The organism is Paenibacillus xerothermodurans, from assembly GCF_002220865.2.
In the GTDB taxonomy this organism is placed as follows: Bacteria; Bacillota; Bacilli; order Paenibacillales; family NBRC-103111; genus Paenibacillus_S; species Paenibacillus_S xerothermodurans.
The window spans coordinates 73855-89542 of the sequence record NZ_NHRJ02000014.1 but is presented as its reverse complement, the minus strand read 5'-3'; the positions used below and the strand labels follow the sequence as shown (position 1 = coordinate 89542).

Annotated in this window: 19 protein-coding genes, 3 pseudogenes and 1 riboswitch; of the genes and pseudogenes, 10 read left to right on the top strand and 12 right to left on the bottom strand. The window is 44.5% G+C overall.

Annotated elements, in window-relative coordinates:
* Positions 1-41: 41 nt before the first annotated feature.
* From gvpO to CBW46_RS22375, 5 genes and pseudogenes are all read right to left on the bottom strand, one after another.
* A complete protein-coding gene (gene gvpO / locus CBW46_RS17370) occupies positions 42-308 on the bottom strand; it encodes a gas vesicle protein GvpO (protein ID WP_089201248.1) in 267 nt (88 codons plus the stop codon).
* A 62-nt stretch (positions 309-370) separates the two neighbouring features.
* Positions 371-637 (bottom strand): gas vesicle structural protein GvpA, encoded by a 267-nt coding sequence (gene gvpA, locus CBW46_RS17365; RefSeq protein WP_089201247.1) that lies wholly within the window; start codon positions 635-637, stop codon positions 371-373.
* A gap of 14 nt (positions 638-651) precedes the next feature.
* Positions 652-1083, bottom strand: coding sequence for a gas vesicle protein GvpQ (gene gvpQ, locus CBW46_RS17360; RefSeq protein ID WP_089201246.1), 432 nt, complete (start codon positions 1081-1083; stop codon positions 652-654).
* A gap of 19 nt (positions 1084-1102) precedes the next feature.
* A pseudogene (gvpJ, locus tag CBW46_RS17355) lies at positions 1103-1198 on the bottom strand (gas vesicle protein GvpJ); the annotation flags it as partial.
* A gap of 521 nt (positions 1199-1719) precedes the next feature.
* On the bottom strand, positions 1720-2184 hold the full coding sequence (locus tag CBW46_RS22375) for a 2'-5' RNA ligase family protein (RefSeq protein ID WP_424446679.1): 465 nt from the start codon (positions 2182-2184) through the stop codon (positions 1720-1722).
* 86 nt (positions 2185-2270) lie between these two features.
* Here CBW46_RS22375 and CBW46_RS17345 point away from each other — a divergent pair.
* Both CBW46_RS17345 and CBW46_RS17340 read left to right on the top strand, forming a co-directional pair.
* Positions 2271-2789, top strand: a pseudogene (locus tag CBW46_RS17345) (GNAT family N-acetyltransferase).
* Positions 2790-2889: 100 nt separating this feature from the next.
* Positions 2890-3087, top strand: coding sequence for a hypothetical protein (locus CBW46_RS17340; RefSeq protein WP_089201244.1), 198 nt, complete (start codon positions 2890-2892; stop codon positions 3085-3087).
* A 442-nt stretch (positions 3088-3529) separates the two neighbouring features.
* Here the strand turns inward: CBW46_RS17340 and CBW46_RS17335 are convergent, their stop codons facing one another.
* The 3 genes from CBW46_RS17335 to CBW46_RS17325 all read right to left on the bottom strand — a co-directional run bounded on the left by CBW46_RS17335 (position 3530) and on the right by CBW46_RS17325 (position 6291).
* The gene (locus CBW46_RS17335) at positions 3530-4078 is read right to left on the bottom strand and encodes a hypothetical protein (protein ID WP_089201243.1); all 549 of its coding nucleotides are present in this window, start codon (positions 4076-4078) and stop codon (positions 3530-3532) included.
* A 72-nt stretch (positions 4079-4150) separates the two neighbouring features.
* On the bottom strand, positions 4151-5596 hold the full coding sequence (locus CBW46_RS17330; RefSeq protein WP_243633374.1) for a sensor histidine kinase: 1446 nt from the start codon (positions 5594-5596) through the stop codon (positions 4151-4153).
* A gap of 35 nt (positions 5597-5631) precedes the next feature.
* Positions 5632-6291 (bottom strand): response regulator transcription factor, encoded by a 660-nt coding sequence (locus CBW46_RS17325; protein WP_089201241.1) that lies wholly within the window; start codon positions 6289-6291, stop codon positions 5632-5634.
* Positions 6292-6651: 360 nt separating this feature from the next.
* Between CBW46_RS17325 and CBW46_RS17320 the strand changes: the two genes are divergently transcribed.
* Complete coding sequence (locus CBW46_RS17320) at positions 6652-7071, top strand: hypothetical protein (protein ID WP_165842362.1); 420 nt, start codon at positions 6652-6654, stop codon at positions 7069-7071.
* Positions 7072-7198: 127 nt separating this feature from the next.
* Here CBW46_RS17320 and CBW46_RS17315 read toward each other — a convergent pair.
* A pseudogene (locus CBW46_RS17315) lies at positions 7199-7339 on the bottom strand (IS110 family transposase); the annotation flags it as partial.
* Positions 7340-7715: 376 nt separating this feature from the next.
* On the opposite strand from CBW46_RS17315, the gene CBW46_RS17310 reads away from it, so the two are divergent.
* The 6 genes from CBW46_RS17310 (at position 7716) to CBW46_RS17280 (ending at position 12242) form a co-directional block, all read left to right on the top strand.
* Entirely contained in the window at positions 7716-8450 is a 735-nt protein-coding gene (locus CBW46_RS17310; RefSeq protein WP_089201239.1) for a class I SAM-dependent methyltransferase, read from the top strand.
* Between the two features lie 19 nt (positions 8451-8469).
* Positions 8470-9003 (top strand): AAA family ATPase, encoded by a 534-nt coding sequence (locus tag CBW46_RS17305; protein ID WP_089201238.1) that lies wholly within the window; start codon positions 8470-8472, stop codon positions 9001-9003.
* Between the two features lie 333 nt (positions 9004-9336).
* The gene (locus tag CBW46_RS17300) at positions 9337-9873 is read left to right on the top strand and encodes a histidine phosphatase family protein (RefSeq protein WP_089201237.1); all 537 of its coding nucleotides are present in this window, start codon (positions 9337-9339) and stop codon (positions 9871-9873) included.
* A 108-nt stretch (positions 9874-9981) separates the two neighbouring features.
* The gene (locus CBW46_RS17295; RefSeq protein WP_089201236.1) at positions 9982-10641 is read left to right on the top strand and encodes an HAD family hydrolase; all 660 of its coding nucleotides are present in this window, start codon (positions 9982-9984) and stop codon (positions 10639-10641) included.
* Between the two features lie 244 nt (positions 10642-10885).
* Complete coding sequence (locus CBW46_RS17285) at positions 10886-11398, top strand: P-loop nucleotide/nucleoside kinase family protein (protein ID WP_089201235.1); 513 nt, start codon at positions 10886-10888, stop codon at positions 11396-11398.
* 124 nt (positions 11399-11522) lie between these two features.
* The gene (locus tag CBW46_RS17280; RefSeq protein WP_089201234.1) at positions 11523-12242 is read left to right on the top strand and encodes an AAA family ATPase; all 720 of its coding nucleotides are present in this window, start codon (positions 11523-11525) and stop codon (positions 12240-12242) included.
* Positions 12243-12390: 148 nt separating this feature from the next.
* On the opposite strand, the gene glsA is transcribed toward CBW46_RS17280, so the two are convergent.
* Positions 12391-13323: a glutaminase A gene (gene glsA, locus CBW46_RS17270; protein WP_089201275.1), complete on the bottom strand. Its 933-nt coding sequence runs from the start codon at positions 13321-13323 to the stop codon at positions 12391-12393.
* A 339-nt stretch (positions 13324-13662) separates the two neighbouring features.
* Positions 13663-13800, top strand: a riboswitch (cyclic di-AMP (ydaO/yuaA leader).
* Between the two features lie 11 nt (positions 13801-13811).
* Here glsA and CBW46_RS17265 point away from each other — a divergent pair.
* A complete protein-coding gene (locus CBW46_RS17265) occupies positions 13812-14492 on the top strand; it encodes a CAP domain-containing protein (RefSeq protein ID WP_089201232.1) in 681 nt (226 codons plus the stop codon).
* A gap of 95 nt (positions 14493-14587) precedes the next feature.
* On the opposite strand, the gene CBW46_RS17260 is transcribed toward CBW46_RS17265, so the two are convergent.
* Both CBW46_RS17260 and CBW46_RS17255 read right to left on the bottom strand, forming a co-directional pair.
* Complete coding sequence (locus CBW46_RS17260) at positions 14588-14905, bottom strand: NIPSNAP family protein (protein WP_089201231.1); 318 nt, start codon at positions 14903-14905, stop codon at positions 14588-14590.
* Positions 14906-15258: 353 nt separating this feature from the next.
* A complete protein-coding gene (locus CBW46_RS17255) occupies positions 15259-15504 on the bottom strand; it encodes a hypothetical protein (protein ID WP_243633373.1) in 246 nt (81 codons plus the stop codon).
* Positions 15505-15688 lie beyond the last annotated feature (184 nt).

The following is a 15688-nucleotide window of genomic DNA, read 5'->3' as shown; positions in this document are numbered from 1 at the left end:
TATTTTGAGGTGCGGCAAACTGGTGTGCTGTTTTAGGATCTCTACCCTTCATACTTGACCGAACTTCTATAACGGATATCCCGCCTTTTATAAGAAGTCACGCTTTTATCCTGATCCAGCCACACCTCGTATACCCCCAGCATTTCATCCTTCGCGTATTTCTTCATATATTCTCTCTCCTCAACAACTTCCACCGTAAGTTTCCAGCCGTTATTATCACTTGGTTCCACTGCAGTGACTTTGTGGACTGGGGCTACGAATTCATTGAGGAACTCTGTGACATTGCCAATGATCTCTTTAATCTCCATCGCGGCCTCCTGCTGCAGCATGACAGGCCAGGGTGACACCACACTGCCGTTGCATTCTTGTGCTAGATACTGAAGCGGGCCTGATTTCGCTCATTTGCCCGTTCGGGAAGACCGTTTTGTTCAACGTCATCTCTCAGTAATCCGACAGCCTCTGCATAACGCAGCCATGTATCGACACTGGCAATAACCACTCTTGCTTCCACTGTTAAAATTTCAATACCGACAACCGAGACCCTAACAAATGCATCAATCACAATCCCTTTATCTAAAATGCGGTCAATGACCTCCGCCAGGCTGGAGCTATCCGTACTTTTTTGAACCGATGCCATTTTGCATTCTCCTTTCATTTGCTATAGCTCTTGATCTTCGTGACCCCCTTAATGTCCTTCGACGTTTTTATGTTGCTAATGCCTTTGATATGCTCAATGCCCTTTACTCTGCGGTCATCGTTATGCTTCTGTCCGGAAGAGACCGTTTTTTGAAGCCTCTCCCCATTTTTCACAACGGTCCTCAACTTTTCACGGGCCGAGAGTAACACACTCCGGGTTTTTTGCTTGGCTTCTCCAGCTTTATGATGCAGCTTATCAGCGAGACCATCTCTGGCATGCTCCAGGTTTTCGGTAAGCTCATTTGCCTTATCCCTAACATGGTCGACGATCTTCTCTTTCGCTTTGTCAACTACTACTTCTTTTACTTTTTCTTTGACGGGCTCTGGAGCGTGTTCGATTACAGCTTTCCCCACTTCTCTAACGGCTTTCTTCACATGTTCGTTCATCTTTTCAATAACTCAATCGAACTCTTACAAATGCATCAATTACGATTCCCTTGCCGAGGATTCTGTCAATGGGTTCTGCCAGGCTGGAACTATCCGTACTTTTTTGAACAGTCATGGCTTGGTCTCCTCTCCACTTTTATTTCCCGCGAGGTGCACTTGGACATTGCTATCTAGGCTTGGTTTGTATATACCTCCGGCGCGGTTTGATTCAAACAGGAATTGTTAACCAGTGCAGGTTTTATGCGATTTGACGGGACTTTCACTAATTCATTAAAAAAGGTAAATCCCCTATTGAAACGGTGCAGAGTGTAGGGAAATATGGCGAATGGTACACGAGGAACATACGTAGGTGGGGTATCGTTTCCGGCCGCGGGCTCTCTGAAGTGGCTGCCTAATACGGTGGACTTGACGATCCGTTAGCCTCGCAGAAAACTGGACTGGACGTTCCGTATGAGGCCAAATATATCCAAAGTACCGGGGACTCGGGTATCGTGTGTACCGAGGCATTGTTAGAATGTTTAGTACAGGGGAAAAAGCTGAGGGATTTATGTATGGCGGTATGGTTGCAGGTATCTTATGCTGCCCGCAAACCACAGCAAAGTGCCGGCTGAGAATGCAGCTAGAAAAAAAATGCTGCTATGAGTTAACTAAAGAAACTATAAATTCAATCGTTGACTCTCCATTGCTATGAATAATTTCAGAAGCTACTTTGGTAACAACTATATCGAAACATGCTTCAAATGACTCTGTATTGTCAAGTGCAGTTTGAAGCTCAGTCTCAGCATTAAATCTCCCAACGGTTAGGTGAGGAGTATAAGTATGTCGGCGGTTCAGAAATCCACGCAGCAGACCAGAATATAGCCTATCATGCAGTTCGATAATATTGTCGTTTCCCTTCTTTACGTTTAAGAATAAGTGGTTGTCCAGTGTTGCCGTTATCCCTTTCAAGTGAATCGGAAATGGGCATACGCCAACTAGTGTATCCCTTACATGTTTTTCAAGCCTTGATGTCGGCATCTGACTTTCAAATGGAAACACAAGTGTTATGTGTGGTGGCACTAATCCATACAACGGGTCAAACTTCTTTCTCACTTCTTCTATCAGATGCTTATTTTCAAATTCAGGAAATATATGGATTGCTCTTAATGTGGATGGACACTTGAGTTCATTGAAGGTTGGTGAATCACATTTTTATTATTGAAACGCCAAGATTATTTTTAAGACAGTACAAAAACGACGATTTTGCTGCTCTGCATTTAATTTTTTCTGATCAGGAAACGATGCGATACTACCCGGCACCATTTAGCATACCAAAAACTTATGACTGGATTGAACAAAAACAAAACAGATACAAGAGCGATGGATTTGGACTATGGGCTGTTTGTTTGAAGGAAACAGGTGAATTAATTGGCGATTGCGGTCTTGTTAAACAAACAGTAGATGGAAGTATTGAAGTTTAGATTGGATACCATATCAATAAAAGTTATTGGTCGAAGGGGTTTGCTACGGAAGCAGCTTTGGCTTGCAAAGAGTATGGATTTGATCACTTAGGGTTAAAGAAGCTGATAAGTATTATAGACCCTAGAAATACATCATCCGTTAGAGTCGCTGAAAAGATTGGATTCAGCAAAGAGAAAGAATCATTTGTTTTTAATAAGACTCATTTCATTTATTCAAGGGAAATGCCAGCCGTCCAAGCATATTAAGAATGATTGCATTAGGGAAAAATGTTTGACCAAGCCATGCCACAGATTAACGCAACATCCCCCCTTTAACTACGTCCAGTGCAAAAGGAGGAAAATGGGCATGAACAAAACTTTATTAATCCTCATTTTTATGGTCGTTGGTTTATGTGCTTGTGGAAATAAAACAGAGACATCTCAGGAACAGATTGCGGAATTGACATTAAACGACGTGTTGACTGCCCTTAGTGAAGCAGGTATTCAATATTCAAAAAGAGCGGAATCCCGCAGCGCATATGATCTCCAACGAGAAGGCGCTTAAGGGCACCTATACCAACTCGAATCAGGAAACTTGACGATATACATTTTCTCGAACGTTGCACAGAGGAGAGCAGTACAACGCGACCCATTTCCAACCGCGCGTGCTGTCCCCCCGAACGGATCATATGGAATGGGCAAAGTTCTCGTCTTTTATTTCGCACGGGGACAACGCATTGGCGCAGAAGCTGATAGAAGCTTTTGAACCGCTAGGTGTCGAAAAGCAAAGCCAACTGAAATAAGACCGAATTTACTTACACAGTGAAAGTTTTCTGTTACGCTTAAAAGAAGGCGCTTCATGCAAGATATTTCGAAAATCTCATGCAAAAAAAGAGAAAAAATGTATAAAAAAACGGCTTCTCCGAACACGGAGAAGCCGTTTTTTTCTCTGCATCATATAACGCGCGGGTGAAATCGGACTATATTGTACCACGCACACCGGATATCTACTGGGCGGAAGGTCGTGGAAAGCCACCCTTCTCGATAACACGAACATTCTGTACGTCGCCCGTTCCTTTATTCAGGTCGGCATTGGTAAAGTATACAAAATACACCTTATCCTTAATAAAATTGACCGGTCCGAGACCATCAAAGCTATTCGGATACCAATCGATTTGCACATCTTGCGTATTATTATCAACATACCTGCTGCTAATCCAGTACCCGCTGTCAGGAAGCTCTATGTTCTTAGCTTTGAAAGCTTGTTTGGCAGCTTGGATAAAAGGCTCCGCTTGTTCTTTGGACATCGCGACGGGAAAAACCATGGCCGTTCCAGTGTCCTTATTTGACACTTCCGGCTGAGTCGCCGGTTTTGCTGTTTCCTCACTGACCAGATCTTTAGGCGGCTGTGCTTCCGTCATGACAACATTCTTTTTGCTGTCCATTGTGGATTGGGCATAACTGACCAGTGAATGACTGGAGACGATGGCTAACGCGCCTAGAGCGGCAAGGCTTAACAGTACGCCAGCCTTCTTTTTCACTTTGTTGTTTTGCATATGAATGACCTCCGATTAATGGAATGGTTCGAACCTCCGGATGTTCGACATGAATAAAGTACCATCATCTTGTCATGGTTCCATAGGCGGGATGTCATCATTTTGCAAATTTTCCTGATTGGGAATCAGAGCATACACCGTTGTTCCTTCCCCAAGCCGGCTTTTCATATCAAGCCTTCCGCCATGCGCTTCGGCAATCGCCTTGCTCAGCGACAAGCCTAACCCATGACCCTTCTTTTTTCCATCCCTTGCACCGTCCAGCATGAAAAAGGGCTGAAGCACATCGTCCAAATGTTCAGCTGGAATACCGCAGCCGTTATCCCGCACACAAAAAACAACAGATCTCTCCCGGGGATACGCCTGAATCGAAATCACCGCATCGTTGTCTGAGGCTCTCGAAGCATTTTCAATCAGATTACTTAACAGGAGTAAAAACAGTTCCTGATCAACCGCAACTTCGGTAATGGAAGACTTTATATCCAAGCGCTGCCGTTTTCGGGACAACGACAATTTGGTTATGAGCTCCGCTTGCTGCATAAGCGAAAAAACGGGAACTACCTGCTTATTCAGCACGGGTCCTGCTCCAAGCCGAAACATCTCGAGCAATTTGATTGAAATGTCGTCAAGTCTCTTGCTTTCGTTGCGAATGAATTGAAGCGCCTGTGTGACCTCTTGTTCATCCAACTGATAATATTGAAGCAAATCGGCATACCCCATGATAGACGTCAGCGGTGTTTTCAGTTCATGGGCAAGACTTGCGATGAAGCGCTCTCTTTCTTGTACCGCCCGTTGAAGAAGAGCTGTATTCGCTTGGATTGCATCCGCCATATGATTAAAGTCAACCGCCAGCTGACCGATCTCATCATCACGTTTAACGGTTATGCGGTGATCATACCTTCCTTTCGCTATCGCTTGGGCTTGTGTACTTAACTGGGCGAGCGGATGCAGGGCTTGTCTGATGAGAACATATAACCCCAGAGCCAGCATGACCATGCCGACCGACAGCCATAATGACATCTGCCGGGCCAACGACTTTAGATCGGCAATTAAATTCGTTATGTTATCCGTAAAATCCAGGCGAAACAACTTGCCGTTTATGTCCACCCAGCCTGAAACAAACAGCACGGTACGCGAGCCTACACTTCGAATTACATAGCTGCGTCTTCCGTCTTTGGCGGGAGTAAGTCCCATAGCATGCTCATCATCAGGAAGTATGCTGCTGTACAGCTTCTCCCCCGCCTCATTCGTCATCGCTACGTGGCTCTTATTATCTGTATAATAAAGGCCGTAGTTCTGCACGGCTTGGGTAAGCATCTTGTGCTCCAGATTCGGATTGTAACTGATCTGATCCATGGTGCTGGCGTACATCTTTAAAGCGTTATAGAACATAGCATGCCTGTCGAGCGAGGCGGCGTATTCCCGCTGAATGCCAGCTTCGCTGGAGACCGTAATCATCCTGTATGAAAAGAATAGGATCATCAGTGCGATCAACCCGAATACCATCAGATAGATCCGCATCCATAGCGGCATTCTCCTGAAATGAAATAACATGGTTAAAGCTCCAATCGATACCCGATTTTATGAACCGTATGAATATGCTTCGATAACCCTAACTTGGTCCGCAGGTTCAAAATGTGGGTATCCACCGTTCGGGTGCTACCGTAATAATCATAACCCCAGACCTGGTTTAGCAAGCTTTCACGGGAAAAAGCGATATTCGCGTTGGTTAACAAAAATTCAAGCAGCTCATATTCTTTAGGAGTTAGGGTGATGAGCCGGTCTTCATTGTAAACTGTTCGGCTGCTGCAATCGACCCTCACATCATTGATCGTCAATGTGTCTGAAATGCTAGGATGAGACCTTCTCAACGCGACCTCGACTCTCGCGAGCAGCTCTAAGATATCAAAAGGTTTCGTTATATAATCTTCCGCTCCAAGCCGTAAGCCTTGCACTTTGTCTAATACACTTATCTTAGCCGTAACAAAAATGACCGGGATATCCTTTCGCTTGAATACTTCCAGCAGCTGGTAGCCATCCATTTCAGGCAGCATGATATCCAACAGAGCTAGGTCATAGTTGCCCTCTTCGCTGTATCGCATAGCCAAGTTGCCATCGGATGCAATTTTACAGTTGTACCCTGTCGCGCTTAATGTCATTTCCATCAACTTGGCAATCGACAGGTCATCTTCAGCTAGTAAGATTGAATAGGACATAGTCTCCTCCTCCACTATTATATTTTAACTATAACGTTTATTATTTATTTTTTTGTCAATGAAATGTAAAAAGAAAGCATGCCCGCATGGATTATTCATCATGGGAGTCACGGTCATCGACTTTAAAAAGGAATCCCTTTATCCATCATTCCTGTTGCAAAAACTCAAAGCGGCTTTAGCGTACGCGCGATCCCCTTTGCTGGTTCAAATGGCGGTTGCGTCGGCAACCGTTTTTTGTTGCTCCGTTAACGGGCAGTTTACAAGGAATCCCTGATGCCCAGACCATAAAATTTCTAAATGTTTGCCACGCAACATTTTAATCATTCGGCACGTCTAGCCATGTATGATCGAACTAGGGGAGTGCTTTATATTGGGGCAAAAAAAAGAATTCTGCAGATATCGCTTTGTCTAACTGGTGCTGTATTTTTGTTTCATTCATTTCATTATTTTAGATTTTTGCCAGATGGTACAGGTGGAGGAGTATATTTTATTGGATTAGAAATCAATGACAAGGCGCTTAACAGCGAAATTCCTTATTATGCGTTGAAATTTGCACTGATGGGTGTGGTTTCGCAATCCTTCTATTTGATCGATCTTGTCTGTGGCAATTTAAGGCTAACGGGTTTCAAAGATGATCCCGGGGAATTCTACGATTACTTCATCCGTGATGAAGAAATCTACCAGAGTCGATCCATTAACCAACCCCCAGGCAGTACTCTGAACCAAAGTAAAAAACGGCGAGCATCCCGAGTGACCGGGGCTCGCCGTTATTTTATTTAACTGCTGAGAACTTGTAATCCAGCCAATAAATAGTAGTTCCGAGTCGGCGGTCTATTAGCGTATAATTGCAGGCTGTGCCTGACATCGGTAAGCCGCCTAAAACATACGATTGTGCGTGTTGGCAGTTCCATTCCGCATCTTTAACATCGGTTTTACGTCCAGACACTGCTTTCATATGCTGGGCATGTACGACTAGAAACTCAATGTCCTCAGCTTCGAGTAGATTAACAATAGGCTTCCAGTATATGCTTGTGCTCTCCATGGCAAGTATATCCATGTCCAGCATTCCCTTCTGCCGCCGTCATTGAATGGAGACTGCTGCAACACCAAATAGGATTAACCTACCATGAGTGCGTCCCACAAGGGAGCAACATTCAATGGTGCACCGTGGTCGTTGGAGCCAGACTAACGGATGGGCTCTAATCGCACCATAGCCATCGACCTTCCTCTCCAGCCGTAGAAACGATATATCTAATTTTCATTCTCTGTGGTGGAGCTCTGATTTTGCGCTGCATGGATGGCTAACGGGCCGGATTGTTTAATTAAAATTGTATTAACACTAGATACTATTTGTGGTTTAAAGATAAAATGCAGATTAGGGATCTTGAGAAAATAACAAAATCTGCATAGAGGGTGCGGTTATCATGAAACAGAACAAATATGACGATCCAGGATTCTTTCATAAATATAGTCGGATGCCTCGCTCGCTTGGGGGACTGGAGGCTGCGGGGGAATCGCCCGCCTTTCGTGCGTTGCTCCCTGAATTGCGTGATAAAAAGGTACTTGACCTTGGCTGCGGTTTTGGTTGGCATTGTCGCTATGCGCGTCAACGTCAAGCACGGTCGGTAGTGGGTATAGACATCTCGAAAAATATGTTAGAACGTGCTAAAGCTATGACCGAAGATCCACAAATAGAGTATCGGCGTCTGGCGATCGAAGACATCGACTTTGCCGAAGGAGAATTCGATGTGGTGATAAGTTCTCTTGCGTTCCATTATGTAGAACGATTCGATACCATCTGTCGTAAAGTTTATCACTGCCTTGTACTAGGGGGGACTTTCGTGCTCTCGGTTGAACATCCAATCTTCACCGCGCTCGCTGCACAAGACTGGTACTACGGCCCGGAAGGCGAGAAACTGCATTGGCCCGTCGATAACTACCATAGTGAAGGTCCACGACAGGCTAGATTTCTGGATAATGATGTAATCAAATACCATCGTACTGTCGCCACCTATGTTAATGCATTAATTGATTCCGGCTTTAGAATTACGAAACTTTCCGAACTTCAGCCGAACCAAGACATGCTGGATAAAAATCCTGCCTGGCAAGAAGAAATCCGCCGCCCGATGTTCCTATTAATTGCGGCGGCCAAAATCTAGGGACACCAGGAGTGATCACATGATTATCATGTTAAATGGGGCGTTTGGTTCTGGTAAGACTTCCACAGCCCAAATGCTACAACCATCAGTTGCAAATAGCATGATATTTGATCCTGAAGAAATTGGACTTATGATTAGAAAGATAATATCGGAGGAAGTAAGGAACATCCATGAACAAACTGATGATTTCCAGGACATTGAACTGTGGAAAATCTTGACCGTAAAGGCGGCAGGAGAGGTAAAGAAGAAGTATCAAAAACACTTAATTGTGCCCATGACCATATATAAAGAGGAAAACTTCAATTACATTTACAATGGATTTAAAGAATTAGATGACGAGCTGTATCATTTTTGTTTAATAGCTTCAGAGGACACCATTTTTAACAGATTAGTCAAGCGTGGTGACACTGTGGGAGGATGGTCATTCCAACAGACAGCTAAATGTGTCGAAGCTTTTAGGAAGGATATTTATCAAGAGCATATAATTACGGATCACTTAAAGACAACTGAAATAATAGACATTATTTTAGAGAGAACAAACAACACATTATGAATGCAATTCGACGAACGGCTGACTTTCACCTGGCATTATACTCACGCGGCAGGTCGACTGTCGTCGCCCCTTGGTCCGCCCGAAGCATTTATTAAGAAATATCTGGATTGTGGGACTTCTACAGCATTATCCAAGTCAGCCACACGATGAAGATATTTGTATTATTCTTTCAAATAATGAAGCTATCAATCAGTACAGGCTGGGCAATGCTATTTCAGATATTCTCCATCATGTTGATGTGACGTTTTTCGGGTATATCAAGCACAATTAAAAGTGTTGTTCGTTCAGCTAAAGGGAGACGCTAGAGAAAAAACAATTATGGTTTAAGGGGAGATTTATCTGACTGTATTTTATTTAATCCGACACGGGGAACCCAATTGGGCTTTCAAGGATGAACGTAATTTACAAGGTGCTTTAAGGGATTTTGTCCCACTAACAGGCTTCGGAGTTCGCCAAGCGGAACAAGTAATATACAATCATAAGCATTTGGAAAATTGTGATTTGATTCTTTCGTCACCATACACCCGTTCTTTACAAACGGCCGCATATATAAAAAGGAACATCGGTTTGCCTTTGAAAGTTGAATTTGATTTACATGAGTGGACTCCCGATAATTTTCAGGCACCAGGAATAAACGAAATACAAGAACTAATGAAGGATTATACGAAGCATAACGGAGTTTATCCACCAGGTGAGAGCAAACTATGGGAATCGAAGGAGAGTGTGCTAAAACGAGTAATCAATGTGTTGGATAGATATCTTGATAAATCAAAGGTAATTGTTGTTTGCCACAGTATGGTCATTACAACATTATTGGAACTTAAGTTGGAAGTAGAATTTTGCGGAGTATTTGAATATGAAATTATTTAGATGAGGTTGGAAAAAAAGTTGAACTACGCAACTATATACCCTGGTACATAATAAGTAAAATGAGGAAAAACATATTATGTTATCGGAGATTATAACAGGAGGCAGTAAATGGTTCAATCACTTATCTTTGACATGGATGGTACACTTTTTCAAACCAATAAGATTTTAGACATATCACTCGAAGATGCCTTTAATGATTTGAGGTCGCTAAATGAATGGGATAAAGAAACACCTATTGATAAATACCGTGAAATTATGGGTGTACCTTTACCAAAAGTATGGGAAGCGTTGTTGCCTAATCATTCCATTGAAGTAAGAAAGCGAACTGATCTTTATTTTCTAGCAAGATTAATTGAAAATATAAGAAGTGGTAAGGGTGCTTTATATCCTAATGTGAAGGAAGTTCTCAATTATTTGAAGGTGAATAATTGTTCAATTTACATCGCAAGCAATGGCTTAACGGAGTATTTAACAGCGGTTGTTAATTATTATAATTTGGATAATTGGGTTACTGAAACATTCAGTATCCAACAGATTGGATCGTTGAATAAATCAGATTTAGTTAAGACTATTGTTGAAAAGTACGGTATTACTAAAGGAGCAGTAGTCGGGGACCGCCTTTCGGATATAAATGCGGCTAAAGATAATGGTTTAGTTGCAATAGGATGTAATTTTGATTTTGCACAAGAAGATGAACTGTGTCAGGCTGATATAGTGATAAATGACTTAGTTGAACTAAAAACAATAGTGTCACAGCAACTAGTATGAAAAAGAAGTTAAGCAAGTTTAGCGTATTAATAATAGCAATTGCTTGTCTTATTCCACTTTTTTTCTTGTGGTTATTTATCAATTTGATGAATTCTGTCAATACCCCAAATGGGTAGAGAAAGGCTATTGAAGTAACCATTGATTGCTAAAAAAAGGAGTTGCTATCTATGATTGTAAAGATTGATTTGGGAATGCACCAGGAGTTTATTGATATTGCCGATGAACTGTGAAGGAGGCGAGCTCAATGCTCTATATCTTTAGCGGGTTGCCAGGTACCGGGAAGTCCACGTTATCAGCAGCTTTGGCCAGAGAATTGCGGGCCACCTACCTGCGGGTCGACGTCGTGGAGCAGGCTATGCGGGTTGCTGGGACCTGGGTTGACGGACCTGCGGGTTACATCGTGTGTTACGAGATTGCGTCGCAGAATCTGCGGTTGGGCCTTGACGTGATAGCAGATACAGTAAATCCCATTCATGAAACGCGCCAGGCCTGGTGCGACGTGGCGAGGGCTCTCGAAATTCCATTTATGGAAATCGAAGTGGTTTGCTCGGACGAACGTGAACACAGGCATCGAATCGCTACGCGTGTAACCGATATTCCCGGCTTGGATCTACCCACGTGGGATGAGGTCAAGACCCGACAGTACGATGTTTGGGACCGAGATCATATTGTCATCGACACAGCTCATCAATCCGTGACCGAAAGCCTGATGACGCTACATGAACAGTTGGATCGCGAGCGCAGAAAGTTTAATTGAACGTATGCAGAACGATAGCTGAATAAACAACACCAACGAGGCTGCCAGAAAATTGAAGTGCACCCCGTCAAGTAGACGGAACAAATAATTAAAATGAGTTAAAATTACTACAAGGGGGGGTTACATGTTCTTACGGGAGATTATTAAATTGAATGAAAAAATCAATGCCCCCGATAAATACCCATTCAATGTGCCCGCCATTAAACACTTTGATAATATTGCACTAAACAAAAACGTGACATTTTTCGTCGGGGAAAATGGTTCTGGTAAATCCACATTGCTGGAAGCTATTGCGTATCAATGCGGCTTCAATACGGCTGGGGGAAGTCGAAATAACCTATATGAACTAGTTTCATCAGAGGCAAAATTGGGTGATTTTATTAGACTGTCTTGGATGCCTAAAATAAACAATGGCTTTTTCCTTAGGGCAGAGTCTTTCTATAATTTTGCTTCGCATTTAGATGAATTAGCGAAAGAAGATCGTAGAGTTTATCATTATTATGGTGGGAAATCGCTACATGAGCAATCACATGGGGAATCCTTTATATCTCTTTTTACACATCGCTTTGGACAAAAGGGAATATATCTTTTGGATGAACCTGAGGCAGCACTTTCCCCTCAAAGACAACTGGCGTTCTTGAACATTATCCACGAGCTACAAAAGAGTGCACAAATTATCATTGCGACACATTCCCCCATTCTCCTCGGCTACCCGAACGCCGAAATTTATAATTTTAATGTGTCTCCAATTGAATTGATTAAATACGAAGATACTGAGCATTATCAGATTACACGCAGGTTTTTAGAGAATAAGAATTTTTATCTTAAGGAATTACTAGATTAATTTGAAAGTTGATTGGATCCGTTTGAGCGCATGCGGGAATAGCAGGTGTTGGTTTATCGCGCCACTCACATATGTAAAAACTGCGGAAGCCGCATTTCCGCTATGGTCGCGGTACGGTGCGGCTTCTGTGCTAACCCATTTGTGCGGCTCAAAATAAGCTCCAGTCGAATGCATGCGATAGCCTCCGCAATAGATCCACTCCCGCTACACTATTTCCCTTATCGTTGAGCGCCGGGCCTAGTACACCTATACCATAGCGGCCAGGCACTATGGAAAGAATGCCGCCGGACACACCGCTCTTGGCGGGCAGCCCGACGTGAATCGCGAATTCGCCGGAGGCGTTGTACATACCGCACGTCGTCATGAATGTCTTGGCGATTTGAACGTGTCTGCGGGGGATCATTGCTTTTCCCGTCAACGGATCCACACCGTCGCCCGCCAACACCAATGCCATTCGCCCCAAATCGCCGCAAGTCACTTTGACAGCACAGTGCCGAAAGTATACGGCTAGCAAATCCTCTACGTCCTCTTCAGCGTTCAGCACTCTGTTTTCCTTCAAGTAATATGCAAGAGACCGGTTCAGAAAGCCCGTTTCCGACTCCGAACGGTACACATCCAAATCATAGTCCAGGGTGTCGTTGCTGGCCAGGTGCCGGAAAAATTGCAAAATACGGGCCGATTTTTCAATGGGACCGTCCCCCCTTATCAAGGACGAGATGGTGATCGCACCGGCATTGATAAACGGGTTGAACGGTATGCCCGGCCGCACCAGTTCGAGCTTTATCATGGAGTTGAAATTCTCGCCGGTCGGTTCCATTCCCACTTTGGAGAAGATTGTTTGCTCACCGTGATCCATTAGCGCCAAAATCAGCGTGAACACCTTGGAAATGCTCTGCAGCGTGAACTTAAGACCGCAATCCCCGGCGGAGACGGAGTCACCTTCCATATTCACGATAAAAACGCCCAGCGCGTTCTTCGGCGCTTTCGCAAGCTCAGGGATGTACGCCGCCACTTTCCCTCGCTCGGTTAGCCGTCGGCTTGCTTCGACCCATTCCGGTAAAACCGCCTGTATTTGCTCCATCTCATTCGTTGTCAAACGTGCTGAATACCTCCTTGAATGGATCTGCTCGAGAGAGTCTTGTGCAACAAAGTAACACCCTAACACCCATCGGCAAATTCGATACATGTCTGCCTATGTTATCTGACCAGATAAGCCGTAGGAGCCGGAAATTCAGGGGTGAGGACGGTAAACAGCACTGCGTCGAAGTACGTGCCTGAAGCGATCAACTCGCGAAGGAATGCGCATATGAGTTGTATTATGGACGGGGCTGGAAACTTTTATGTAATGCCGGGTACGGTATCGCGTGGTAAAATGATACGGATCTCAAAACGTAGGCGCCCGAGCGGCTGTCTTGTTTGAGAAATAAGCAGGCCGAAGCTTCTCGTGAGAAGCGCGGGGGATCCCAGTTCTTGGGGTGAAGCCATTGTCATATGGCCGGGCGATTGCTCTTTGACCCGAACCCGTCAGCTAACCTCGTAGGCCGTAATAAAGAGAGGATGTTTTGTTTCATGCGTTTCAAGAAATCTGTTTTAACCGGAGTAGTCGCATTAGGCACAATGATCGGAGCGACCGCTGCTTCTGCCGCCCCAGTTACCGTATCAGGCAATGATACAATATGGAAAATTGCACAGCAGCACGGGATTGACTTGAACTCCCTTGTATCTGCCAACCCTCAAGTGGCGAACCCGAATGTTATTTGGCCGGGCATGAAGCTGCAACTCCCTGCTCAGGCGCCTGCACAGGCACCAACAAAAGCAGCAGCGCCAGCGCCAGCACCCGCCAATAATGCTCAACAGCAGCCAGCCAGCGAAACTGCCACATCGGCTTATGCCAGCCAAGTTGTGACACTGGTGAATCAAGAGCGCGCCAAAGCCGGCCTTCAGCCATTGGCCGAAGATAAAGCATTGTCCGCAATGGCATTAGATAAAGCCAAAGACATGTACCATAACGGTTACTTTGATCATAACTCCCCTACTTACGGTTCACCGTTTGACATGATGAAATCATACGGTATTAATTATACTTATGCGGGAGAAAACATTGCTAAAGGTCAGCGCACTCCGCAGGAGGTTATGAACGGCTGGATGAACAGCCCCGGCCACAAGCAAAACATTCTCAGCCCTAATTTCACCAAGATAGGCGTGGCCTACTATAATGGGGAATGGGTGCAGGAGTTTATCGCGAACTAAAGGAACCATTCTGTTCTTCGCTCGACACATCGACCGCCGATACACATCGGCGGTCTTTTCTATGTATGCCGGCGCAGTGTTATGAACCTGCCCGCTTAAGAAAAATAGCCCACGCGCTTTAAGAAAACGCTTTCCACCTTGTCTACGATCGGGCCGTCTTTCTCCGACTCGCTCCTTATTTTTTGCCATTCCGGGTCATTGCGAAACTCTGCGAATTTCTGATCCCGCGTTTCCATGTTCTCGAATTCCATTACATAATAGAGCCGGTTATGCTCTGGGTCGACATCCTGCCAAAATTCAGTGACACGCATGCCGTGTTTCGCGAAAATGCCCAACGTGTGTTTAGAGAAGCGCTCGTTGATAGCCTGCATTTTTCCCGGATGGATATGGTAAATACGAAGTTCATGAAGCATCGGATATTCCTCCTAGTCGTCATCAGCCCGGTACTTCCAGGCCATATTCACTTACTTCCTCATTATAAGCAAGATCCTCCCCTACGGAAATGCCTGAATTTATTGTTACTTAGTTTCTTCCGGTTAACTGTCCCGCCGCTGGGTCGAAGGAGCAGCTGCCGCAGCATCACAACCACTCCTCCCGCTGTTCGGGCCGGCCGAATGCCCACGGAAAAAAGAGCACACCTATGAATACAAGGCAATGCTCTTTCGCTTGTAGCAATCTGGAAAAAAATACTAGGCCGTAAAGATGGTCGAGGCCACACCAGGCGGTATATGGTGCCGCCGCTATTAAAACATGCGGGCGGTCCCCATCAAATCAGAGTTTGGGAGGAGCTAGTGGGCAGCAGGTAAATTTCCTCATACGGAGGGACTGTGAGCTTGTCCTTCACCAGCTTGCCTTCCTGCACGAACTCATTTAATTGCTGTTCAATGTCCGACGGCTGCACACCCATAATGTCGGCGACTTTTGCCGTAGAGATCGACATGAATTTCGGGTTTCTCGTTGAGGAACGAATCATGGTTTGAAAATAATCCAACATTTTTTCTTTATCCAACAATTGTAACACCCTCCTTAAAGCTGTTAAAGATAGAATACCCCAAACTTCTGCCAATTAATCCAAAAGAGCGCAGCATGCATCGAATACAGCTCGTTAGCTCGACGAGCCTTAAATTGGGACACATTATAAATCATTGTATACGCATTCTTATGTTAATTAATATGTCATATAAAACTTATAAAAC